Annotated in this window: 17 protein-coding genes; 5 read left to right on the top strand and 12 right to left on the bottom strand. The window is 70.8% G+C overall.

Going from position 1 to position 22834, the window contains the following annotated elements:
* A complete protein-coding gene (locus LX88_RS20265) occupies positions 1-2109 on the bottom strand; it encodes a discoidin domain-containing protein (protein WP_258949349.1) in 2109 nt (702 codons plus the stop codon).
* A gap of 181 nt (positions 2110-2290) precedes the next feature.
* Here LX88_RS20265 and LX88_RS20260 point away from each other — a divergent pair, with 181 nt between their 5' ends.
* Both LX88_RS20260 and LX88_RS20255 read left to right on the top strand, forming a co-directional pair.
* Positions 2291-3199 carry a DUF1996 domain-containing protein gene (locus LX88_RS20260; RefSeq protein WP_258949348.1) on the top strand — a complete coding sequence of 303 codons (909 nt, stop codon included), beginning with the start codon at positions 2291-2293 and terminating at the stop codon, positions 3197-3199.
* A 32-nt stretch (positions 3200-3231) separates the two neighbouring features.
* Complete coding sequence (locus LX88_RS20255; protein ID WP_258949347.1) at positions 3232-3717, top strand: DUF305 domain-containing protein; 486 nt, start codon at positions 3232-3234, stop codon at positions 3715-3717.
* On the opposite strand, the gene LX88_RS20250 is transcribed toward LX88_RS20255, so the two are convergent.
* The 7 genes from LX88_RS20250 to LX88_RS20220 all read right to left on the bottom strand — a co-directional run bounded on the left by LX88_RS20250 (position 3708) and on the right by LX88_RS20220 (position 12507).
* Positions 3708-5906: a discoidin domain-containing protein gene (locus LX88_RS20250; protein ID WP_258949346.1), complete on the bottom strand. Its 2199-nt coding sequence runs from the start codon at positions 5904-5906 to the stop codon at positions 3708-3710. The two genes, LX88_RS20255 and LX88_RS20250, sit on opposite strands and share 10 nt — an antisense overlap.
* A gap of 95 nt (positions 5907-6001) precedes the next feature.
* A complete protein-coding gene (locus LX88_RS20245; protein WP_258949345.1) occupies positions 6002-7015 on the bottom strand; it encodes a LacI family DNA-binding transcriptional regulator in 1014 nt (337 codons plus the stop codon).
* Between the two features lie 39 nt (positions 7016-7054).
* A complete protein-coding gene (locus LX88_RS20240) occupies positions 7055-10147 on the bottom strand; it encodes a PA14 domain-containing protein (protein WP_258949344.1) in 3093 nt (1030 codons plus the stop codon).
* A 129-nt stretch (positions 10148-10276) separates the two neighbouring features.
* Positions 10277-10930 (bottom strand): HAD-IA family hydrolase, encoded by a 654-nt coding sequence (locus tag LX88_RS20235; protein ID WP_258949343.1) that lies wholly within the window; start codon positions 10928-10930, stop codon positions 10277-10279.
* Positions 10927-11184, bottom strand: coding sequence for a DUF6510 family protein (locus LX88_RS20230; RefSeq protein ID WP_258949342.1), 258 nt, complete (start codon positions 11182-11184; stop codon positions 10927-10929). The genes LX88_RS20235 and LX88_RS20230 overlap by 4 nt, the downstream gene beginning before the upstream one ends.
* 13 nt (positions 11185-11197) lie before the next feature.
* On the bottom strand, positions 11198-11938 hold the full coding sequence (locus LX88_RS20225) for a ferredoxin reductase (protein ID WP_258949341.1): 741 nt from the start codon (positions 11936-11938) through the stop codon (positions 11198-11200).
* On the bottom strand, positions 11908-12507 hold the full coding sequence (locus tag LX88_RS20220; protein WP_258949340.1) for a sulfite oxidase-like oxidoreductase: 600 nt from the start codon (positions 12505-12507) through the stop codon (positions 11908-11910). Before LX88_RS20220 ends, LX88_RS20225 begins: the two co-directional genes overlap by 31 nt.
* A 55-nt stretch (positions 12508-12562) precedes the next feature.
* Here LX88_RS20220 and LX88_RS20215 point away from each other — a divergent pair, with 55 nt between their 5' ends.
* Entirely contained in the window at positions 12563-13348 is a 786-nt protein-coding gene (locus tag LX88_RS20215) for a crotonase/enoyl-CoA hydratase family protein (RefSeq protein WP_258949339.1), read from the top strand.
* On the opposite strand, the gene LX88_RS20210 is transcribed toward LX88_RS20215, so the two are convergent.
* From LX88_RS20210 to LX88_RS20200, 3 genes are read right to left on the bottom strand one after another with little or no spacing between them, the layout of a single operon-like run.
* Complete coding sequence (locus LX88_RS20210) at positions 13326-15506, bottom strand: penicillin acylase family protein (RefSeq protein WP_258949338.1); 2181 nt, start codon at positions 15504-15506, stop codon at positions 13326-13328. The genes LX88_RS20215 and LX88_RS20210 overlap by 23 nt on opposite strands.
* An 11-nt stretch (positions 15507-15517) precedes the next feature.
* Positions 15518-17818, bottom strand: coding sequence for an FtsX-like permease family protein (locus tag LX88_RS20205; protein WP_258949337.1), 2301 nt, complete (start codon positions 17816-17818; stop codon positions 15518-15520).
* Positions 17815-18507: an ABC transporter ATP-binding protein gene (locus LX88_RS20200; protein WP_258949336.1), complete on the bottom strand. Its 693-nt coding sequence runs from the start codon at positions 18505-18507 to the stop codon at positions 17815-17817. The genes LX88_RS20205 and LX88_RS20200 overlap by 4 nt, the downstream gene beginning before the upstream one ends.
* A 137-nt stretch (positions 18508-18644) precedes the next feature.
* On the opposite strand from LX88_RS20200, the gene LX88_RS20195 reads away from it, so the two are divergent.
* Both LX88_RS20195 and LX88_RS20190 read left to right on the top strand, forming a co-directional pair.
* A complete protein-coding gene (locus tag LX88_RS20195; RefSeq protein ID WP_258949335.1) occupies positions 18645-19430 on the top strand; it encodes a sensor histidine kinase in 786 nt (261 codons plus the stop codon).
* On the top strand, positions 19427-20083 hold the full coding sequence (locus tag LX88_RS20190; RefSeq protein ID WP_258949334.1) for a response regulator: 657 nt from the start codon (positions 19427-19429) through the stop codon (positions 20081-20083). Before LX88_RS20195 ends, LX88_RS20190 begins: the two co-directional genes overlap by 4 nt.
* Here LX88_RS20190 and LX88_RS20185 read toward each other — a convergent pair.
* Positions 20067-22766: an ATP-binding protein gene (locus tag LX88_RS20185; protein WP_258949333.1), complete on the bottom strand. Its 2700-nt coding sequence runs from the start codon at positions 22764-22766 to the stop codon at positions 20067-20069. The genes LX88_RS20190 and LX88_RS20185 overlap by 17 nt on opposite strands.
* Positions 22767-22834: the final 68 nt, after the last annotated feature.

Genomic DNA, 22834 nt, shown 5'->3' with positions numbered 1-22834 from the left:
TCAACGCCGGTAGACGCCGAACTCGTAGAGCGGGTAGCCGAAGCCGGTTCCTCGTTGCGTGGCGTGCAGCCGGACGTACCGGGCGGTCGCCGTCACGTCGATCGAGTCCACGCCACCGTTCCCGGTCGTCGTGCCGTGCACCGGGCGCCAGCCGTTGCCGTCGTCGGACACCTGGATCTCGTACGCACGACCGAAAGCGCCCTCCCACACCAGCTGGACGTGCTGGAACGTCGTCACCGCGCCGAGGTCGACCCGGAGCCACTGCGGATCGGCCCAGTCGGTGGCCCAGCGCGAGGAACCGCCGCCGTCCACCACGTTCGACGGCGGGAACGGCGCTCCGTCACCGGCCTGCTGGTAGGACGAGGCGGTGGTCGCTCTGCCCTGGGCCACGTTCACGCCCGACGGCTGCGGCGCCACGACCCGGACCGAGCGGGTCTCGATGCCGATGTTGCCGCGCCCGTCCTCGGCCAGGACGTAGACCTTCCACACGCCGAGCCGGTCCGGGGCGGTGACGGTGAGCCGGTTCCCGCTGACCTGGACCGGTGTCGCGGCCAGAGCACCGCTGTTGTCGATGTACTTGCTGTTGAACGCGGCCGACCACGCGATGGCGTCACCGTTGGGATCAGCAGCGGCGACGTCGATGGTCAGCGGTGCGCCGGCCGCGACGGTCTGCGGAACGTTCATCGCGGAGATCACCGGCGGGGTGTTCGCGGGAGTGGCGCCGCCGAACGCGCGCTGGACCGCGTAGAAGGAGAGCCGCTTCTTGCCCGCGGGCGTGAGGTTGAACCAGACCGCGCCGAAGTCGTACTCCGTGCCGTAGTGGAAGAGCGTGCCGCCGAACGAGACTCCGGTGTGGCCGGTGATGCAGTTCCACGCCTGGGTGTAGCCGTCGCGCTTCTGCACGTCGGTCGGCTCGGCCGGAACGCCGTTGGCGTCGTCCGGCACCTCCCACTCCCCCGCCGGACCGGCCTCGGTCAGGATGTACGGCTTGGTGTAGCCGCCGGAGATCCAGTCCTGCCGCACCTGGCAGACGTTGCCGTAGGAGTTGACGGAGTACAGGTCGAGGTCGGGCGTGTAAGCCTTGAGGTACACCCACGCACCGGTCCACGCGTCGGTGTTCGTCACCGGGTGGCTGGTGTCGATGGCGTGGATCGCCCGCGCCGCCTCGTTCAGGTAACGGGCGTACGCGACGCGTTGGTTCTCCAGTTCGGTGCCGGAGTAGCAGTTCTGCAGGCCGAGGATGGACTCGTTGCCGACGTTCCACATCAGGACGCCGGAGTGGTCCTTGTAGGTGGTGACCCACTGGCGGATCTGCCCGAGCGTGTCGGCCTTGTACTGGGTGTCGGTCACGTAGTTCACGCAGCCGCCGGAACCGGGACCGCCACCGGGCTGCATCCAGAAGCCGTTGATCACGCGCAGGCCGTGGGACGCGGCCGCGTCGAGCAGCGGGCGGGTCGAGGCGTCCGTGCCCCAGGTGCGCAGGGTGTTGACGCCCATCGACTTCAGCTCGGGCATGTACCGCGCGGCGTCCGCGGCGGGCGGCCCCCAGGTCAGGCCCTTCACGACCCACGGCTGACCGTCGACCGTGAGCTGCCAGTCGCCCTGCGACCCGGTGACGTGCACGCCGCTTCCCGGTACGGCACCGCCCTGCGTGCCGAAGACCCGGAACTCCCACAGCGAGACGCCGTACCCGTTGGCGCGCTGGGTGGCGTGCACCCGGACGTACCGGCCGGTGCCGGTGACGTCGTAGCCCTGCCGGCCGCCGGTGGCACCGGTCACCGAACGGACCGGCTGCCACGCGCTGCCGTCGGCGGAGACCTGGATCTCGAACGCCGTCGCGTAGGCGCCCTCCCAGTCGAGCTCGACCCTGCTGAGCGTCGAGGGGGCACCGAGGTCGACGCGCAACCACTGCGGGGCACTCCACTCGCTGGACCAGCGGGTGCCCGCGTCGCCGTCGACCGCGGCCGAAGCCGGGGTGCCGCCGTTCTCGATCGACGAGGCGACGGCGGGTCTGCCCTGGGAGAGCAGGGTGGGAGCGGCCTGTGCCGGGACCACCGCGAAGCCGAGGAGCACGGCGACCACCGTGCAGATGGAGCGGACGCGAGCCATCGCGCCTCCTGCCACGAAGTAGGGATGCGTGAGGAGAGCGCTCTCACAGCCCTGCCGCCGAACGTTACGACCAGACGTCGGGAGTGTCAAAGAACCGGTCTTGACACCTCGTGCGGCCTGGCGGGACGCTGTTTGGGAGAGCGCTCTCCAAGCCGGTTCCCCACTCGGCAGGAGGACAAAGGTGTCCCGAAAACTCACCGCGTTGGCAATGACGGCCGCCCTGGTGGCGGCCGTGGTCGTGGTCGCGACCCAGTCGGCCCAGGCCGACGACCTGGTCACGCACCACGAGTTCCAGGCGAACTGCTCGGTCACGACCCACCTCCCGGACGACCCGATCGTCTTCCCAGGACTACCGGGCGCGTCGCACATGCACACGTTCCTCGGCAACGCCTCCACCAAGGCCGGCAGCACCAACGACTCGCTCAAGGCAGGTCAGACCAACTGCAAGACGCCGGACGACAAGTCGGCGTACTGGTTCCCGTCGATCTACAACGGCGATCAGATCGTCCCGCCGAACTTCCCGCAGGTCATCTACTACAAGTCCGGCATCCTGAGGTACCAGGACGTCGTGCCGTTCCCGCCGGGCATCCGGTTCGTGGTCGGCAGTCCCACGGCGACGCAGGAGCAGTTCCGCACCGCGCCCGGCGCGGTCGAGGGCTGGGAGTGCGGCGACAGCTCCCACAACTGGGACATCCCGGCGTACTGCCCGCCCGGCACGCAGCTCAACGTCCGCTACCAGGCCCCGAGTTGCTGGAACGGCCGCGACCTCGACTCGGCGGACCACAAGTCGCACATGACCTATCCGGACCGTGCGACGCTGGTCTGCCCGCCGGGCCACCCGGTCGCGGTGCCGATGATCGAATTCAAGATGGCGTTCCCGGTGTCCGGTGACATGTCCCGCGTGCGGCTCTCCAGCGGCCGCGGGTACACCTGGCACTACGATTTCATGAACGCCTGGGACGCGCCCACACAGGCCGCGCTGGTCCGCCACTGCGTCAACGGCGGCCTGCAGTGCGACCCGCGCGGGTTCGACCTGTACAAGCCGAATCGAGGCGCCGCACTGGGACCGGACTACCGGTTGCCGCGGTGAGGTTCCTCGCCTCATGCACCCCAGGGCGGCGCGTGCCCTGGGGTGTTTCCGCGTTGCTGCTGTTCGCGGGGTGCGCCGTGCCCGCTCCCCCGCCACCGCCGGTGTCCTCGTTCAACGCCACGGACACGGCCTGGGTCCAGCTGATGATCCCGATGAACGAACAACTGTTGCCCGCACTCGACGTCGCGCCACCCCCGCTCGCCGGTTTCGCCGCGGAGCTGAAGGTCTCGCACTCGGAAGAGCTGGTCCACTTGAGACAGTTGCGGGACCGGGCCGGGCTGCCGGACACCGACGTGCACGCCGGCCACCAGATGCCGGGCCTGATCTCCGAGGCCGACCTGCTGGCCATCAGAGCCGATCCGTCGGCGCTCACGAAGAAACTCCACGAGCACCTGGATCAGACGGCCGAACTCGCTCGCAGCGAACAGGAGAACGGAACGGACGCCGCGACCAAGGAGTTCGCGGCGTCCGTCGAGTCATCCCGCAGGGATCAGCTCAGCAGGCTCGGTCAGGGGTAGTTGACGACGTACCGGACCTGGTTCGCCAGGTCCGCCTGACCTCCCGTGCCGTTGATGAGGTTGGCGATCGTGCCCACGCCACCCAGTGACACCGCCACGAGGTGCGTGAACCGGACTCCCGGACGGTTCGGCGCCTCGAAGCCGTTGTCCGTCACGATGCTCGGATCGGCCTGGTTGAAGGCGTAGACACCGACACCGAACGCGTCGTGCGTGGTCACCGAGTCGGCCACCTTGTAGCCCGCCCAGCCCCGCTTGAACCCGTTCATCCACGCGGCCTGGTTCGGCGGGTCGTACGGCAGCTCGTTCTGGTACAGGTAGACGCGGCCGCCGTTGCCGTTCCAGATCAGGTTGTGCTGCTGGTAGTGCTCCACGAACAACCCGTACGCGATCACGTTGTCGCCGTTGACGACCACGCCGTTCTGGCCGGGGTTCGCGGTCCAGCTGACCCCCGCGCCGTGGTCGGCCCGCCACACCCAGGTGTGGTCGATGATCGTGTTGCGGCTGTTGACCCGCATGCTGACCGTCGCCTTGCCGGCCTGCGACCCGCCGACGCGCAGGTACACGTCGTGCAGCGAGGTCGGGTTGGCCGCGTGCGAGGTCGCGCTGGAGTCGCCGACCTCCAGCAGCACCGGGGAGTTCTGCACGCCGGCGTCGACCAGGAACCCCGCCAGCTTGACACCGTCCACATCGGACGTGGTCAGCGCGGCCTTGCCGGTGGTCGGCGTCAGCGTCGCGAGGCCGAGGCCCAGCACGACGGTGTTCGGGCGGGTCACCCGGATCGTGTCGTCGAGCTGGTGGATGCCCGGCGTGAGCAGCAGGTGCTTGCCCTGCGACAGCGCGGCGTTGATCGTGGCGGCCGTCGTGCCGGGCTTGACGATGAAGAAGTCCGCGAGCGACACCGACGTGCCGGGGTTGCCGTTCTCCCAGCTCGTGCCGCGCGAGTTCTGGCGCAGCGCGGGCAGGAAGACGCGGTACTCACCGGAGTTGTCGAAGTACAGGTACGGCTTCTCGCGCGTCACCGGAGAGTTGTCCACGGTCGTGTGCGACGGGTTCGGGAAGTTGTTGGGCGGTGCGCCCTGGGTACCGGCGAACACCATGTTCCACACCGAGCCCGACCAGCCACCGGCGAGGTTGCTGTTGCGGGTCAGGAACTGCTGCTGCGAACCGGAGACGGTCACGCCGTCGATCTTGCTGTCCACGATCAGGCCACCGCTGGCCCAGCCGTCGTAGCCGTTCCACAGGTGTGCCTGGCCGCGCAGGTGCATCCGCCGGTACGCGGTGGCCTGCGAGACCGCCCAGCGCTCGATCTGGTTGGGCGGCAACGTGACCGACAGGTTCTCGGCGCCGCGCCAGAAGTTCTGCGTGGCGTTGCCGAGGTTGTTCGGGTCATCGCCCTGCTGCAGCCAGTCCGCCTCGACGCGGATGTGGCCGTTGATGTTCACGTCGTCCGGCATCAGCCCGAGACCGACGATCTGAGTGTAGAACCGGAGGTTCACGTCGGCGTTGTAGCTGCCGGGCTTGAACAGCACGGCGTGCCGCTGCGGACCGAACTGGTTGGTCTTCATCTGCGTCGCGATGGAGTCGAGCCGCGACTGCATCTCCGACTGCGACGAGCCCGGGCCGTAGACGTACACGTTCGGGCCGAAGTCCGGGTTGCGCGGGTCCGTCGGCGTGACGCCGGGGGTGTCGGGCGTGGTGGTGAAGACTCCGAGCTCCCACAGGGAATAGCCGTAGCCCGTGCCGCGCTGGGTGCCCAGCACGCGCAGGTAGCGGCCGGACCCGGCGACGTCGACGGACTGGGTGCCGCCGGTGCCGGTCGTGGTCGAGTGGACGTTGCGCCACGAACCGGAGTCGGCGGCGTTGTCGGTCACCTGGACCTGGAAGGCCTTGCCGTACGCGCCTTCCCAGCTCAGAGAGACGCGGCAGACCTCCTGCGTGGAGCCGAGGTCGACCTGCAGCCACTGCGGGTCGGAGAACTGCGACGACCAGCGGGTGCCCGCGTTGCCGTCGACCGCGGCCGACGCGGGCGTGCCGCCGTTCTCGGTCGAAGATGCGGTGGCGGTGCGGTTGAGCGCGACGTTGGAGGTGCCGCACGCGGCGGCGCCTGCTTGGGAGGTGGCGCTGATCGTGGTCACGAGACACAGAGCGGCAGCGGCGAACGCGGCGGCCCTGGACAGGGTTGAGCCCATGGTCCTGCCTGACGGGGGAAAGGGCTGAAAGCCTTGGACAGGGGCGTGAGAGCGCTCTCCCAAGGGACGTTAACGCCGGGTGTCGAACAGGTCAATCAGGCAGAGGCCCGTACGACGAGTTCCGGTTCGAAGATGACGGATTTCGGCCGTTGTCCCGGTTTTTCCAGGTCCGCGAGCAGCAGGTCGGCCATCTGCGCGGCCATCCGCTCCACCGGCTGCCGGATCGTGGTGAGCTGTGGGCGGCAGGCCAGGGCCGGCGCACTGTCGTCGAACCCGACCACGGCGACGTCCTCCGGCACGCGCAGCCCGTGTTCCAGCAGCACGTCCACGGCCGCCTGCGCCATCAGGTCGTTCGCGGCGAACACGGCGTCGAGGTCGGGGCACTCGGTGAGGAGCCGGTGCATCGCGGCCGCGCCGCTTTCGGCGGTGAAGCCGCCCTCGACGGTCGGGACGTACGGGAAACCGTGGCGGGCCATGGCGTCGCGGAAGCCGGCGTGCCGGTCCTGGCTCGCCAGGACGTCCATCGGGCCGGAGATGGTGGCGATGTTGTACCGCCCCGCGGCGACCAGGTGGTCCGCGGCCAGCCGCCCGCCGGCGCGGTGGTCCATGTCGACGTACCCGATCGGCATCGGCCTGCCGGGCCGCGCGTAGAGCACCGAGGGGACCCCGGCTTCGAGCAGCCGGGAGGGCAGCGGGTCGGCGGGGTGGGTGGACACCAGCAGCGCGCCGTCGGCGCTGCCCTGTCTGAGGAACTCGACGACCTCGGTCCGGGCGTGGTCGGAGTCGGCGAGCATGAGCACCGGGTGCACGCCGTGGCCGCGCAGGAAGTCGACGACACCGGCCGTCACCCGGCCGAAGAACGGGTCGCTGAACACGTCCGATCCCCCGCCCGCGCCGGAGATCACCAGCGCGACCGTGCCAGTGCGGCGCGTGACGAGAGACCGGGCCACGCGGTTGGGCGTGTACCCGGTCTGCTCGATCGCGTTACGCACCGTCTCCTGGAGCTCAGGATCGACGTTGCGCGTCCCGTTGACGACCCGGGACACCGTCGCGCGGGACACGCCCGCGACTCTGGCGACGTCCTCCAACGTGGGTGCGACCCTGCTCATACACCGGTTGTACCACGTTCGGAGAGCGTTCTCCCAACATCAAGAGGTGACGACCACGTCCTTGATCGCACCTCGCCAGAAGTCCACGTTCTGGCCGTTGTACTTGGCGCGTCCCACCGCGAACGCGCCGGTGCTCTCGACGGCCGGTCCCGCCGGTGCCGTGGCGACCAGCGCACCGTCCACGTAGAGCCGGATCTCGCTTCCCTTGCGCTCACCCTTGATCTCGTACCAGCGGCCGATCTCCGGCGTGATCTCGTAGCGCGCCCGGTTGCCACCGGGCGTGCTGAACGCAAACGCGCCCTGGCCGTACTGCAGGTAGAAGGGGTTCTCCGCCTGACGGCCGTCCTGGCTCACCGCGGAGGCGTAGTTGCCGGGCAGTTCGTCCAGCCGCACCTTGGCGGACACGGTGTAGTCCTTGGTGGTGTCGACCACCGGGCCGTAGGTCTCCGCCGAGCCGTTGCGGAGTTCCAGCGCGCCGTCCTTCCAGGTGGCGCCGGCCGGGCTGAGCGTCAGCGGGTTGGCGCCCTTCGAGTCCTTCGCGGTCGTGCCCGCGGTCTCGTTCAGCTTCCACTCGCCGCTGCCCGCGTACGGGTACGGCTTGCCGGCGTTGGCCCCGGCCTCGATCACCCGCCGGTTGATCTCGCGGACGGGACCGGGGTCGACCTTGATGCGCTTGCGGTCGTAGGTCCACAGGCCGTTGAGCTCGCCTTCCAGGTCGGTGACCTGGGTGTAGACCGACGCGGACATCTCCTGGCGCGCCTGGCCCAGGTAGAACGTGCGGGTGTTGTCGACGTACTTCGCCGTCAGCGCCGCCTTGTTCGCCACACCGCTGTAGATCGCGATCGGCGCACCGGGCCACTGGTGTCCCGGCGTGCGCAGCGTGAACCCGCCGTGCTCGCCGTCCATCACGACGCGCTTGCCGTCCGGACGCGCCGGGTCGGTGTTGTTGTAGTCGTGGTGGTCGATGACGTCACCCTTGCCACTGTCGCCCTTGGAGGCGCAGCAGTTCACGCCGCTGTGCGCGCTGACGACCCGGCTCGGGTCGGCCGCCTTGACGTCGTCGGTGATCTGGCCGGTGACGGTGCGGTCCCACTCGCCCCAGCCCTCGTTGAACACGATCCACGCGTAGATCGACGGGTAGTTGTGCAACTGCTGCATCAACTCGCGGCTCTCGTTGAGGAAAGCCTGCTGTGCCACTGGGCTGTTGCCGTCCTCGACGGACACGAAGTCCTGCCACACCAGCAGTCCGAGCCGGTCCGCGTGGTAGTACCAGCGGGCGGGTTCGGCCTTGATGTGCTTGCGGACGGAGTTGAACCCGAGGTCCTTCTGCGCCTTCAGGTCGAACACGAGGGCCTCGTCACTCGGCGCGGTGTTCAGGCCGTCCGGGTAGAAGCCCTGGTCCAGCTGCATCAGCGAGAAGATCGGCTGGCCGTTGAGCGTCAGCTTCGGCGTGCCGCCGACGTTCGCGACCCCGGTGGAGCGCATGCCGAAGTAGCTCTTGACCTTGTCCTTGCCCAGCGTGACGTCGAGCTTGTAGAGGTACGGGTCGTCCGGCGTCCACAGGTGCGGGTTCGGCACCGGCAGCGTCAGCTTGGTGTTGGCCGGTCCGGTGACCGTGCCGACCTGCTTGCCCTTGGCGTCACGGGCGACCGCGGTGACGGTGGCGTTGCCGGCGGACTTGACGGTCACCGCCAGGGAACCGGTGGCGAGGTCCGGGGTCGTCTTGATCTCGTCGATGCCCTGGTCGGCCACCGGTTCCATCCACACGGTCTGCCAGATGCCCGACGACGGCGTGTAGAAGATGCCGCTGGGGTTGGGCGACTGCTTGCCCTTGGGCTGGTGCGGGCCGGTGGTGTCGGTGACCGCGACGACGATCTCCTGCTCACCGCGCTTGAGCGCGTCGGTGATGTCCGCGCTGAACGCCGTGTAGCCGCCGGTGTGCTCGGCGACGAGCTTGCCGTTCACCCAGACCTTCGCGTGGTAGTCGACCGCGCCGAAGTTGAGCTTCAGCCGCTGCCCGGAACCGATCCGCCAGTCGTGCGGGACGCTGACCGTGCGGCGGTAGAACATGTGGTCCTCGTGCCGCTCGAGCCCGGAGAGCTGCGACTCGATCGGGTACGGCACGACGACCTTCTCGCGCAGCTTCTTCCCGAACACCGGCTGCTCGCCGGCCTTGGCGCCCGCGAACTCCCATGGACCGTTGAGGTTGAGCCACTTGTCGCGTTCCAGCTGCGGCCTCGGGTACTCCGGCAACGGGTTGCGCGTGTCGACCTTCTCGCCCCACGGCGTCCTGAGCCGTTCGGTGGAGACGTTGCCGACCGTGCGCGCGGTCTTCGCGACCTTCTTGCCGTCGACCGCGAGCGCGCCGGCGCCGTCGTAGTAGACGCGGACCCGCTGGCCCTTCAGCACCCGCTCGGCCAGCCGGACGGTGAGTCGGTCGCGGCTCGTGGTGACGACCGAGACCGGCATCGGCGTCGCGTCGACCTCGACCACCAGGTGGTCCTTCAGGTCCGCCGTACCCGAGACGCGGCCGTCGAACTCCGCGGTGAGGGTCCGGCCGTCCTTCGAGACCCCGGCCGTGCGCGGCACGACCTGGAAGCCGGACGGCGGCGTGAACGCGGACTCCGGCACGATCTGCTTCGGCGTGGTCGCGCTCGACCAGCGCAGGAACATGTTGGCGCCGCCGACGTCCTGGAACATCTCCAGCTTGAAGTCGTACTGGCGCCCTGCGGTGAGTGTCACCGGGGCGCTGGTCTGCTCGCGGTCCCAGTCGGGCACCCAGTGGTCGATCACCGGCTTGCCGTCGATCAGCAGCCGGAAACCGTTGTCCCCGACGGCGTGGAACGTGTAGTCGCCGGTCTGCGGCACCGCGATCTGCCCGGTCCAGCGGGCCGTCGTGTGTTCGGTGCGGCCGTTGAGGAACCCGAAGACGCCGGTCAGGTCACCCTGGTTGATGTCGGCGTCCAGCACGGTGCCACCCAGGGTCGCGAAGTCCCGCGCGCCCGGTGCCGACATGCTGAAGTACTCGCCCTTCAGACCGTGCACGGGCTCGGCGGCACCCGCGGACGGCAGTCCGGGCGCTATGCCCAACGCCAGCAGCAGAGCGACGAGTACGGGGGCGGCTTTCTTCATCAGCGAAGATCCCCTTCGTTTTTACAACGTTGTAAGAGCGCTCCCACACATCAACGCACACGATTCAACAACCGGGCTACGGCCGAACGGAGGTATCGGGCATGTCAAACCGGACAGGTTTCCGGGACGTTACGAGGCGCGGAGGTCCTCGGTGACCTCGATGCCGTGCCCGGTCCACCGGACGGCCCGCAGGTCAGGCACGACGATCGGCGCGGGTGTGTGCAGAGCACCGGAGCCGACGCCGACCACGGTGGCGGCCTCGGCGGCGAGACCCGCGGCGACGCCGTTGCCGCTGTCCTCGAAGACGACGCACTCCCCGATCGGCAGCCCGAGCTTGCCCGCCGCCTTCAGGTAGCCCTCGGGGTCGGGCTTGCCGTGCGTCACGTCGTCGCCGTTGATGACCACGGACGGCAACGGGATCCCCACCGCGGCCAGCCGGACCGCGAGCAGTTCGGGCGGAGCGGACGTGACCACCGCCCAGTTCCCCGGCAGCGAGTCCACCAGCTCGCGGGCTCCGGGGATCGGCGCGGTCGAGCCGGCGTCGGCGACCTCGATCTCGTTGATCCGCCGCAACGCGCCGGCGTGCGCGGAGGCGGGCACGTGCATGCGGACGGTATCCGTGGCACGACGGCCGTGCAGGCCGCGCAGGACCTGTTCCGGGTCGACGCCGAACTCGTGCGCCCACTGCGTCCACGCGCGTTCGGCGGAGAGCGTCGAGTCGGTCAGCACGCCGTCCATGTCGAACAGCACCGCCTGGCAGGCCAGGTTCATCGCCTTCCTCACGGCAGCGGGATCTCCAGGCTCACCGTGCCGCGCAGGTCCAGCCACGCGCGGTCGCGTCCGCGGACCAGCCGCAGCACGACCTCGTCGCAGTGCGGGCACCGCGCGACGATGCCCGGCGCGTTCTGGTAGACGCGCAGGCTCGCCACCGGACCCTTGTACCCGCAGCCCGAGCACTGCCCGGTCGCGACGGTCAGGTCCACCGCGAAGATCTCGCGGAGGTCCCCCGCCAGCGCGTTCCCGTCCACATGGCTCATCGGTGCTCTCCTGTCAGCCGAAGCGTTCGGTGCGGACGCGGCGGGGGTCGTGGCCCAGCGCGACGAAGATGTCGGACACCGTCTCGACGAACCCGGTCGGTCCGCACACGAAGACGTTCGGGGTGAAGTCGGCGGGCCAGGCGTGGGTGTTGAGCGTCGCGAGACCCAGGCGTCCCGGTGGCTCGGGTGAGCCTTCCGGGGCTTGTCGGGTGTGCACGAGGTGGACGTCGAGGCCACTGTCCTCACGGGCGCGCCTCCGCAGCTCGTCGGCGTAGTAGACGTCCTCGGGCGTGCGCACCGAGTAGATCAGCCGGAACGGCACCCTGCTGCCCTCCGCGGCCCGCGTGCGGATCATCGCCATCAACGGTGCGATGCCCGACCCGCCCGCCACGAGCGTCACCGGTGCCTGGTCGGTCGCACGCCAGACGAACCAGCCGCCGACCGGGCCGCGCAGCTCGATCTGGTCGCCGGGCGAGAGCACGTCGCACAGGTACGGCGACACCTCTCCGTCCTCGACGCGCTGCACGCTCAGCTCGAACCGCTCCCCGTCCGGTGCGGAGGAGATCGAGTAGCTGCGCTGCACCGAGTAGCCGTCCTCGGCGGTCAGGCGCACGTCGACGTGCTGGCCCGGCAGGTGTCCCGGCCAGCCGGGCACGTCGAACACCAGGCCGCGCGCGCTCTTCGTGATGTCGGTGGCCCCGGCCAGTTCGGCCACCCGCCAGGTCAGTCGCCCTGGTACCGCTGCTCGCGCCATGGGTCTCCGTAGTCGTGGTAGCCCGCGCTTTCCCAGAAGCCGGGTTCGTCCTCGAGCAGCAACTGGATCCCGCGGACCCACTTCGCCGACTTCCAGAAGTACAGGTGCGGCACCAGCAAGCGCGCCGGCCCGCCGTGCTCGGGCGTGAGCTCGTCGCCGTCGTACCGGTACGCGACCCACGCCTGGCCGTCGACCAGGTCCTCCAGCGGCAGGTTCGTGGTGTAGCCGCCGTAGGACTGGACGAGCGCGTAGTCGGCGGCCGTCTCGACGTCCTCCAGCAGCACGTCCAGCGAGACGCCCTTCCAGCGGGTGCCGAGCTTGGACCACTTGGTCACGCAGTGGATGTCCGTGGTGATCTTCTCCGCGGGCAGCTCCATCAGCTGCTGCCACGACCAGTCGTAGCGCTGACCGGCCTCGGTGTTGATCGTGAACTGCCACCGGTCGGTCGTCACGCGCGGCGTCGGCCCCGCCGTGAGGACCGGGAAGTCCTCTGCCAGGTACTGGCCGGGCGGCAACTGCACGTCCGGTGACTGGCGTCGCCCGGTGAAACCGGGAGAGACGATTGGCATCGTGTCAGTAGACGCCAGCGGCGCGCCGAACGCCACTGCTGATCACGGAGGTCACATGGACGTCATGGTGGAGATCACCGGCACGACGACGTTGATCAGGATGAATCGCCCGGACCGGCGCAACGCGGTCGACGGGCCGATGGCCGCCGCGCTGCGGGACGCGTTCCTGGCGTTCGAGGCGGACCCGTCGCAACGGGTGGCGGTGCTCGCCGGCGAGGGCGGGACGTTCTGCGCCGGGGCGGACCTGACCTCTGTCGGAGATCCGGCCCGGCGCAACGAGCTCGACCCCTCGGGCGGTGGGGCCGGGCCGATGGGGCCGACCCGGTTGCGGCTGAGCAAGCCGCTGATCGCGGCCGTCAGCGGGTACGCGGTGGCGGGCGGGCTGGAGCTGGCGCTGGTGGCCGACCTGCGAGTGGTCGAGAGCGACGCCGTGTTCGGGGTGTTCTGCCGGCGGTGGGGCGTGCCGTTGATCGACGGCGGGACCGTGCGGTTGCCCCGGATCGTGGGACTGGGGCGGGCGTTGGACCTGATCCTGACCGGCCGGCCGGTGCACGCCGAGGAGGCACTGGCGATCGGGCTGGCGAACCGGGTGGTCGAGCCGGGGCAGGCGGTGGCGGCGGCGCTGGAGCTGGCCGGGCAGATCGCCGGGTTCCCGTTCGAGTGCGTGCTGGCCGACCGGGCGTCCACCTACGGCGGGCTGGACCTGCCGCTGGCGGACGCGTTGCGGGCGGAAGGTGCGGCGGGCGTGCCGATCGTGGCACGGGAAGGGGTCGCCGGCGCCGCCCGGTTCGCGGGCGGCGCCGGACGGCAAGGCGAGTTCAGCGGAGACGGCGAACGCTGAGATCCGGGTTGGCCGCGATCTCCCGTTCGGTGAACTCCCCCTTGACCCACTGCTTCTTCGCGTACAGCCGGGCCTGGTCGGTGTGGTGCGGCGAGGCCGGGTCCGCGGACTGGCCGTAGACCAGCATCGAGCTCATCCGCGGGCCGTTCCTCGTCAGCTCCACCGCCATCACGAAACTGGTGCCGTGCGGGATGCCGGGATCCATGTCCGGCCTGGGCGGGCCGGGCACCGAGATGACGTTGAAGCAGCCTTCCGGGCCGCGGCACCCGTGGATCGGGATGCCCTCGTACTGCTGCACGGCGTCGAGTGGCACGTCCACCGCGACTCCGGCGGCCGCGAACATCCGCACCGCCTCGGCGAAGGCCCGCTGGACCCCGGGGTCGTTCGCGTTGATGCCGCGCGGGGTGTGGACGGGGTCGGCCGGGTCGAACGGCACCTGCCACAGGCTGGTGCCGGGGCGACCGGTCAACGTCAGGAACGACCGCCAGAAGTACGCGCCGCGGCTCCATTCGCCGGTGTCACCGGTTCCCGGCCAGGCAGCGAGCGCCGCGCAGGCCGTGCGGACGTCCACGAGCTGACCGTCGTTCGCGGGCAGGGACGGGTTCGCCTGGCACATCGCCACGACGGCGGCCCTGCCCTGTTCGGCGGTGAGGTTGCGGTTGCCGACCATCGCGGATTCCAGAGTGGACAGCGTGAAGTCGTTGGTACCAATCATGTCCAGGCCCACGCGGGTGCGCGCGGAACGTTCGGTGCCCACGTCGCCGACGATCGACGGGTAGCCGGTCAGCGGTGCGGCCGGGTTGGCGAGCCACGCGCTGTCGTTCATGTTGCTCACGTGGTCGCGCCGGATCAGGTGCGGCAACCGGCCTGGGCCGAACCTGCCCGGTGTCACGGCGTCGGGGTCGGTGCCCCAGCCGCAGTCCGACCGGCTGCCGTCGAGGACCACCAGACCGATGGGTGTGTCGGCGTCGCACCGGGTTCGCTGCTCGTCGGTCACGTGCGGGACCACCTGGACGTCACCGAAGTAGGCGGTGCCGGTGGCGTCCGAGGCGAGCGTGTTGACCCACGGCAGGGCCTGGTGACGCACAAGAGCCTTGTGCAGGTCGGAAACGCTGCGGGCGCGGGCGATGGCGAGCCACTGGTCGACGACCTGCAGGTTGCCGTGGTTGGCGTCGCGCAGGACGAACGCGCTGGTGTCCGTCCACTGCAACGCGCGGTCGTCCTCGACCACCGGGCCGTCCGGGGTGCGGTAGAGGGTTCTCGTGGTGCCGCCGGCGGTGACCTGTTCGGCGATCATGCGGTGCGCCTTGCCGTCCACGACGTAGCTGGTCGGGTCGCCGGGGACGAGCGTGAGCTTCGAGAGCGTGATCGTCTGCGCCTCGGACGCCGTGTGGGTCCAGCCGAGCCTGTCGTTGTGGCCGATGTTGACGACCGGCACGCCGTACAGGCCGGCGCCGCTGACGTTGAGCTCACCGGGGATCGTGAGGTGGTGCTGGTAGAAGCGCCAGGTGTCGTCCCAGTCGAAGTGCGGGTTGCCGAGCACCATGCCGGTGCCCGGCACCGTCGCGTCCCTGCCGAGGGCGATGCCGTTGCTGCCGGGGCGTTCCGTCGCGACGCGGGCGGGCGCGGTGACCGCCGATCCCGGAGGCTGCGCCGACACGAGTTGCTCCTGGAACCCTTCGCTGCCGGTGAGCCCGGCCACCTGGTGGACGCGCCGCCAGACGTCGATCTCGGTGATCGGCCGCGCGTAGGCCGCGCAGGCGGTGGGCAGGCCGTTCTCGGTGAGGTAGCGGTTGAAGCCGGCCACGTACCCGCGCACCAGGTCCTTCGCCTGCTTCGACGGGCCGCGGGCGAGTTGCCGTTCGACCACCGAGGACTGGTTGAGCCGCTGGTAGTAGAGATCACTGGCCTCGTTCTCCTGCCCGAACCAGCGGGACCGCTCGGCCGCCAGCGTCACGACGATCTCGGCCATCACACAGGCGTTGTCCTGCGCGAACGCGTACCCGAGGCCTTGGCCCGCACCGCGGTAGTCGTCGGCGAGCACGTGCGGGATGCCGTAGGAGGTCCGTCTGATCAGCGTGCCCCCACCGGCGACCGCGGGTGGACTGGTGGCTAGAACTCCTGCCACCACAAGTGATAACGCGATGAACCTGCGCATTGGTGATCCCCCTATTCGTTGTGCAGGACGGTGGCGATCGAGAGGCGCGCCGCTCCCCTGGCCGGCACGACGGCTCCCAGCACGGCGATGACGACGCCGGTGAGGGCCAGCAGTGCGAGCAGCGGCGCGTGGTAGACGTTCATCAGGATGTCGACGGCGTCGGCCTGGCCCGCGTGCGCCATCAAAGGCACGACGACCTGGTGCACGGCGACGCCGACGGGCACCCCGACCAGTCCGCCGAGCACTCCCAGGGCGCCCATGGACGTCACGAGCAGCACGGTGACCTGGCGCGGGGTCATGCCGATCGACTTGAGCATGCCCAGGTCGCGGCGCCGTTCGCGGGCGTTGAGGACGACGGTGTTGAACACCCCGAGAGCGGCGACCGCGCCCAGCACCAGCGTCAGCACGACGGCCGCGCTGATGATGATCACGGCGGTCGACGACGTGCCGTCGCGCGGCGGCAGGACGCGCAGTCCCGGATCCGTGGCCTTCACGGCGGCGGTGTAGGCGTCGCGGTCGGTGCCGGTGGCCATCTGCACCAGGTACGAGGCGGCACGGGCGCCCGGTGCGAGGACGTCCACAGTGGACCAGCCGGCGAAGATCTCGTCGGCGTTGTTCGTCAGCACGACGCCGACGATCTTCACCTGCGTCCGGTTTCCCCGTGCCTGCACGGTGATCGTGTCGCCGACGGCGAGCCCGCGCTGGTTCAGGAACCTCGACGGCACCGCGACCTGTCCCGGTCCGTCCGGCCAGTGCCCGGTCAGCACCCGCGGACCGAGTGCGGAGACGTCACCGCGGTAGAACAGGATCGTGGCCCTCTGGGTGCCGCCCGCGACCTCCGCGTCGAGTTGTGTCTCGGCGAGAACCGCCGTCGTGCCGGGCAAAGAGCGCAGCATCGACTCGTCCTCGGCGTCGCCCAGTGTCGCGGCCGGCTCCTCCACGCCCTCCGGACGGAAGGCGGGTGCCCCCGGCGGTGGTCCGGCCATCAACTCGACGCGATCGGTGAAGTGCGGCCGGACGGCGTCGTTGTAGGCCGTCATCGACATCGTCACGCCGGCCGCGAGAGTCACCGTCATGACGCCGAGCACGACCGAGGCCAGCGTCAGCGCACTGCGGGCGGTGCGGGCGAACGGCATCCCGAGGCCGAGGCTGACCGACCGCGGCAACCCCGTACCGCCCAGCCAGCGCTGGACGCGCAGCGCCCGCCCGGTGTGCGCGGTCGTGCCCGCGCTGATCGCCCGCGCCGCCGGGAGCCCGCGTGCCCGCAGTGCCGGGACGAGCGCGGCCGACGCCACCAGCAACGGCATGCCCAGCGCGGCGCCGAGGTTCACCCACGGCGCGAAGCTCAGCTCGTCGACGCCGAAGCCCTCCACCGCGTCCTGCACGACCGGTTTGGTGAGGAAGTTGCCCGCGACCGTGCCGAGCACACAGCCCACGACCGCCGGTGCCGAGACCATCACCAGGTACACGGCCATGACCTGGTTCGGGGTGAAGCCGATCGCCTTGAGCATGCCGATGTGCCGCAGTCCCGCGACGACGGCGCCGCTCACGACGTTCGCGACGATCAGCACCGCGACGGCCAGCCCGAGGATCCCGAAGATCATCAGGAACGGGATGAACACGCCGAGCTCGGAAGTCGCCTTGTCCTTCACGGTGAGGTGCGAGAGCGTGCCGAGCAGCCCGTCGCGCGGCACGCCCGCCGTCGCCGCGGCCATCTCGGCGGCCGTGCCGGCGTGGGCGAACCGGTAAAGCACCTGAAAAGAGTCCGGCCGCAGCGCCTCGACCTGCTCGGGCGTGACCCAGGCGTCGGCGGATCCCGTGACCGAGTGGGCGAACCCGACGACGGTCAGCGCCGGGCGTCCTGGCAGCTCTACCCGGAACCCGAGGCCGATCCGGCCGTCGGCACCCGGTGTGCGGTTGAGGACGATCTCCCCGGAGCCGGTGGCCCACCTGCCCTGCGACACCGCCAGCCGGTCGACCTGTCCCCCGGGGTCGGCCCGTCCGACGACGGTGAGCGCGCCCAGGAAGACCTCGCCCTCCGAAGTGTCCACAGTGGCCTGCCGGAACGGTCCGGCGGTGGCCTGTGCGGCCGGGTTCGTGAAGCCGGTCGCCTCGTCCGCGTCGTACTGGGCGGCCAGGTGCGCGCCCTGCTGGGTGCCGAAGGCCCGGTCGAAGGGCGCGGCCGCCGCGTCCAGCAGGCCGAGTGCCATCACGAGCGTCGCACTGGCGGCGCAGACCACGACGGCGATCACGATCGTCTGCAGCTTCCTGCGCAGGACTGCCGCCCAGGCCGCCGACCACACCGCGGTCATGCCCGCTCCAGGCTGTTCTCGCGGGCGATGCGGCCGTCGGCGACCTCGATCAGCCTCGTCGCGCAACGGGTGGCGAGGCGTTCGTCGTGGGTGACGAGCAGCAGCGTCTGGCCGATCTGGTTGAGGTCGAGCAGCAGGTCCATGACCTGCTCGCCGGACCTGCTGTCGAGCGCGCCGGTCGGTTCGTCGGCGAGCAGCAGGGCCGGGCGGTTCATCAACGCCCGCGCCACCGCGACGCGCTGCCGTTCGCCGCCGCTGAGCTGTGCGGGGTAGATGTTCCTGCGGCTGGAGATACCGAGCTCACCGAACAGTTCCAGCGCGCGTTTGCGGGCCTGACCGGCCTTGGTGCCGGTGAGCTGGGCGGCGAGGGCGACGTTGTCGAGCGCCGAGAGGTCGTCCAGCAGGTTGAAGAACTGGAAGATCATGCCGACGCCCCTGCGGCGGAACAGAGCCAGGCCGGTCTCGTTCAGCTTCCCGAGGTCGGTGCCGTGCACCACCACCTGTCCCGCCGTCGGCCGGTCGAGGCCCGCGATCATGTTGAGCAGCGTGGACTTGCCGCTGCCGGACGGTCCCATCACCGCGACGGCCTCCCCGGCGCGGACGGTGAGCGACACCCCGTCCAGCGCTGTCGAGTCGCTGTACTCCTTGCGCACGTTCGTCAGCTCGACGACGGCGTCTGCGTTCTGCATGGCGGCCATCCTGCTCAGCCACGCGTTCGGGGGCGTCAGTCTGCGGAGGTAACTCGGCGGGACCGTCATCCTGTGGGTGTAGGGCCTGCATCCGGGGTTTGACGCGCGGGTGATCGCCGCTCTGGGACAGTGGAACGGTGTGGGAGCTGGTGGTGGCCGTCGTCGCCTGCCTGGCCGCCGCGTACTTCGCGGTGCGGCTGGCGGGGGCGCGGCGCGCGTACACCCGTGCGGTGGAGGAACGAGGCTGGTTGCTGGAGCGGGAACGGGAGTCCGCCGCCCGTGGCGCCGTCGACGCCGAACGTGCCCGGATCGCGCGGGAGCTGCACGACATCGTGAGCCACAACGTGAGCGTGATGGTCGTGCAGGCAGGAGCGGCGCGGCGGGTGCTCTCGACCGGTGCCGGCCAGGCGGCCGACGCGTTGCTGGCGGTGGAGAGCGCGGGCCGCGACACGATGACCGAGCTGCGGCACATGCTCGGCCTGCTCGCGCCGTCGGCCGACAGCGATGATCTGTTGGAGCCGCAACCAGGTCTGAGCCGGCTGAGCTCGCTCGTGGACCGGATGTGCTTCGCGGGCCTGCCGGTGGAGGTGCGCGTCTCCGGTGAGCCGCGGCCGTTGCCGTCCGGTGTCGACCTGACGGCGTACCGCATCGTGCAGGAGGCGCTGACGAACGCGTTGAAGCACGGCGACGGGCGGCAGGCGGAGGTGACGGTCCGGTACGCGGAGCACCACTTGCGCGTCGAGGTGCTGAACTCGGGGCCCAGCGCGTTGTCCGGCGACCGGGTGTCCTTCGAGGACGGACAGGGGCGCGGGTTGCTCGGGCTGCGCGAGCGGGTGGCGGCCCTGGGTGGCGACCTGGACGCGCGCAGGCGGCTCGGCGGCGGGTTCCGCGTCCGGGCCAAGATCCCGGTCGAGCGGCCGTGAGCGGGCCGCGGGTGGTGATCGCGGATGACCAGGCGTTCGTGCGCATCGGGTTCCGGATGATCCTGGGCTCCGGCGGCGTCGAGGTCGTCGGCGAGGCGGCGGACGGGGCCGAGGCGGTGACGGCGGTGCGCGACCTGCGGCCGGACGTCGTGCTGATGGACATCCGCATGCCGGGGATGGACGGGCTGGAGGCGTGCCGGCGGATCGTGCGGGAGCCGGGTGACTGCCGGGTGCTGATGCTGACGACGTTCGACCTCGACCGGTACGTGTACGAGGCGCTCGCGGCCGGTGCGAGCGGGTTCCTGCTCAAGGACGTCACGCCCGAGCACCTCGTCGCGGCCGTGCGGCTGATCGAGACCGGGGACGCCCTGCTCGCGCCGTCGATCACGCGCCGGCTGGTGGAACGGTTCGCCTCCGGTGTCTCCGTTCCGGCCGTGCACCGGGATCTGGCCGCGTTGACGCCACGGGAACGTGAGGTGCTCACGCTCGTCGGCAGCGGGCGGTCGAACTCGGAGATCGCCGGTCATCTCACCCTGAGCGAGGCGACGGTCAAGACGCACGTAGCCCGCATCTTCGCGAAGCTGGAGTTGCGCGACCGCGCGCAGGCCGTCGTCCTCGCCTACGAGACGGGCCTGGTCACGCCCGGCGCGTGAGCTCCCACGCGGCGATCTCGGTCCTGGTGCGCAACCCCAGCTTGGCCAGCACGCTGCGCACGTGGGTCTCGACGGTGCGTTCGCTCAGGTGCAGGCGGGTAGCGATCTGGCGGTTGGTCAGGGCCTGCGCGACCAGGTCCACGACCTCGGACTCGCGCGGTGACAACGGGTCCCGCGCTTGTTCCGCGGCACCGATCTGCCTGAGGAGCCGGTCGGCCTCGGCCAGGCGGATCGGCATGTCCAGCGCGCGGAACTCGGCCGCCGCCTCGGCCGCGAGCGTGCGGGCCGCGCTCAGGTCGGTCAGGGCCCTGGCGAGGCCGAGCCTGCTCAGCGCGGCGAACGGCCGGGCGCCGATGCGGGCGTTCATCTCCAGGGCCAGCCGGTAGTGCCCGGCCGCGACCTCCGTCCGGCCGCAGGTCATGGCGAGGTCGCCGAGCAACCGCGGTGTGGCGGCGGTGGAGAACACCGCGCCCGATCCGTCCGCGGCGAAGCACGGGTCCAATGTGGACAGGACCGAGTAGACGCTCGCCGCCGTCTCGGCGTCGTTCAGCATGCAGGCGACCACGCCGATCTGCCCGACCAGCGGAGCCCACGTCGGCCCGGCCTCCAGCGTCGCCGGCATCGACCGGAACTCCTCGAACGTCGCCCGGGCCTCGTCGGTCTGCCCGAGGATCGCGTGCAGGAACGGCACGTAGACGCGGGCCAGCGGGATGTCACCGACCAGCGCGATCACGTCGAACACCTCCCGCGCCGTCTCCTCGTCGATGCCGCCGACCAGCTGCGCCAGCTCGTTGCGGAACGCGTGGTACATGCCCGTAGCGGCAGAAACCCCCATCCGCTCGGCCACGGCACGAGCCGTCTCGTTGCACTCCCGCGCCTTCTGCAACTGCCCGACCAGCGCCGCCCGCGTGGCCCGCAACCGGTGCAGGTGCCACCAGGCCACTCCGTGCTGCCGCGATGTCGCGAACTGCTCGATCAGGTCCAGCTGCCGGTCCACCTCGGCCAGGTCGCCCGCCTGGATCGCCGCGTCGACCAGCCAGACGTGGCCCCACAGCTCGGCGTGCGGCTGCCGTGCGGTCCCGGCCAGCTCGACGGCCCGGTTCGCGAGCTCGACCCGTTCGTCCCTGAACTGCGGGGCGCACAGGGTGAGGTGCCGCGCGTGGATGCCGTCCAGTTCCGCGTCCGGATCACCGCTGCGCACGGCGAGTTCCAGCGCCGCCGCGGACAACTCGCGCGCCCGTTCCGCCGCACCGGTCGTGGTGGCCGCCATCGCCCGGCGGGCCAGCAGCCGGGCCCTGGTCGCGGTGGCCTCCTCCGCGACGTGCCGCAGCGCGGTCACGCAGAGCTGGTCCACCGCGGCCAGCAGCGAGCGGTCGCCCAGGCCGGTGATCACGAGGGCGGCCTCCGCCATCAGCTCGGGCGCGCCGGCCTCCTGGGCCAGGCGAGCGGCCGTGCGGCAGTGGGCGAGGCTGCTCTGGGTGTCTCCCGCGAGGAACTCGGCTCGGGCGAGGCCGAGGGTGAGTTCCGCCGTCTTCTCCTCGGCTGTTGCCAGTGCGAGCGCCGCGAACCCGGCTGCTTCATCGTAGGCGAGTTCCGCGGTGGCCGCTCTCGCCGCCTCCGTCGCCCACCTCGTGCACTCCGCGGCGGCGTCCGCTCCACCGGCCCGGTGCCAGTGAGTCGCGATCCGTCCCGGCGCACCACCGCTGGCGGCGAGCGCCAGCGCGCAACGCCGATGCAGCTCCGCCCGCACGGACGGCGCCAGGTCCTCGTACACGGCGTCCCGCACGAGAGCGTGCGTGAAGGCCAGCGACCCGTCGTCGGCCTGCAGGACCTTGGCGGCGACGGCGTCGTCGAGCGGTGCGGCGGGATCCTCCCCGGTGACGGCCGCGAGCAGCGCGGGGTCGATCCGCTCCCCCAGGACGCTGGCCACGCCGAGCACGTCACGGGCGCGCGGACACAGCCGGTCCAGCTTCGACAACACCAGCCGGTGCAGCTCCTGGTGTCCCGCGACCTCGCCGCTGTCGAGCAGCATGCGCACGTACAGCGGGTTGCCGCCGGTGCCGTCCACGAGCCGTGCCGCCACCGACTCCGGATCCGATTCGTCCGTGGCGGAGCGCACCCACCCGGCCACGTCGCCACGGGTCAGACCTCGGAGTTGCACCGCGCGGGTGAACGGGGCGCGCATCAGCTCGGACAACTCGGCTTCGCGGTAGGTCGCGACGACCAGGATCCGGGAGGCGGGCAGTTCGGTGGCCAGGTGGGCCAGCAGGCGCAACGACGTGCGGTCGGCCCAGTGCAGGTCCTCCAGCACGAGCAGCAGCCCGCCCGGCTCGGCCTCGGTGACCAGGGCGTCCGCCGCGTCGGCGAGCAGGGCGAAGCGGGCCGAGTCGTCCGTGCCGGAGTGCGCGTCGCAGAGCACGCGGTGCAGCGCGGGCAGCGAACGTGCCAGGCGGCGCCACGGCCACAACGGCGGCATGCCGGGGTCGTCGACGGCGTGGCCGCGTGCGACCGGGATGCCGTACGAGCCGGCCATAGCGGCGACGGCCGTGGCGAGCCGGGTCTTGCCGATGCCCGCCTCGCCGCCGACCAGCACGAGGCGGCCGGCGCCACCCGCCGCCGCGACGAGGCCCGCCCGCAGCGAGGCCAGTTCGCGGTCGCGGCCGAAGATCGGGGCGTCCTCCACGCCGGGAGTATCGCCGACCGGTGGTGGTTCGGTACCGGACTCCGTACTGGCACGGATCCGTGTCGCGC

It is taken from the genome of Lentzea californiensis (genome assembly GCF_024648825.1).
Classification (GTDB): domain Bacteria; phylum Actinomycetota; class Actinomycetes; order Mycobacteriales; family Pseudonocardiaceae; genus Lentzea; species Lentzea californiensis.
The sequence above is the reverse complement of the archived record's forward strand: the minus strand, read 5'-3'. Positions and strand labels throughout refer to the sequence as shown.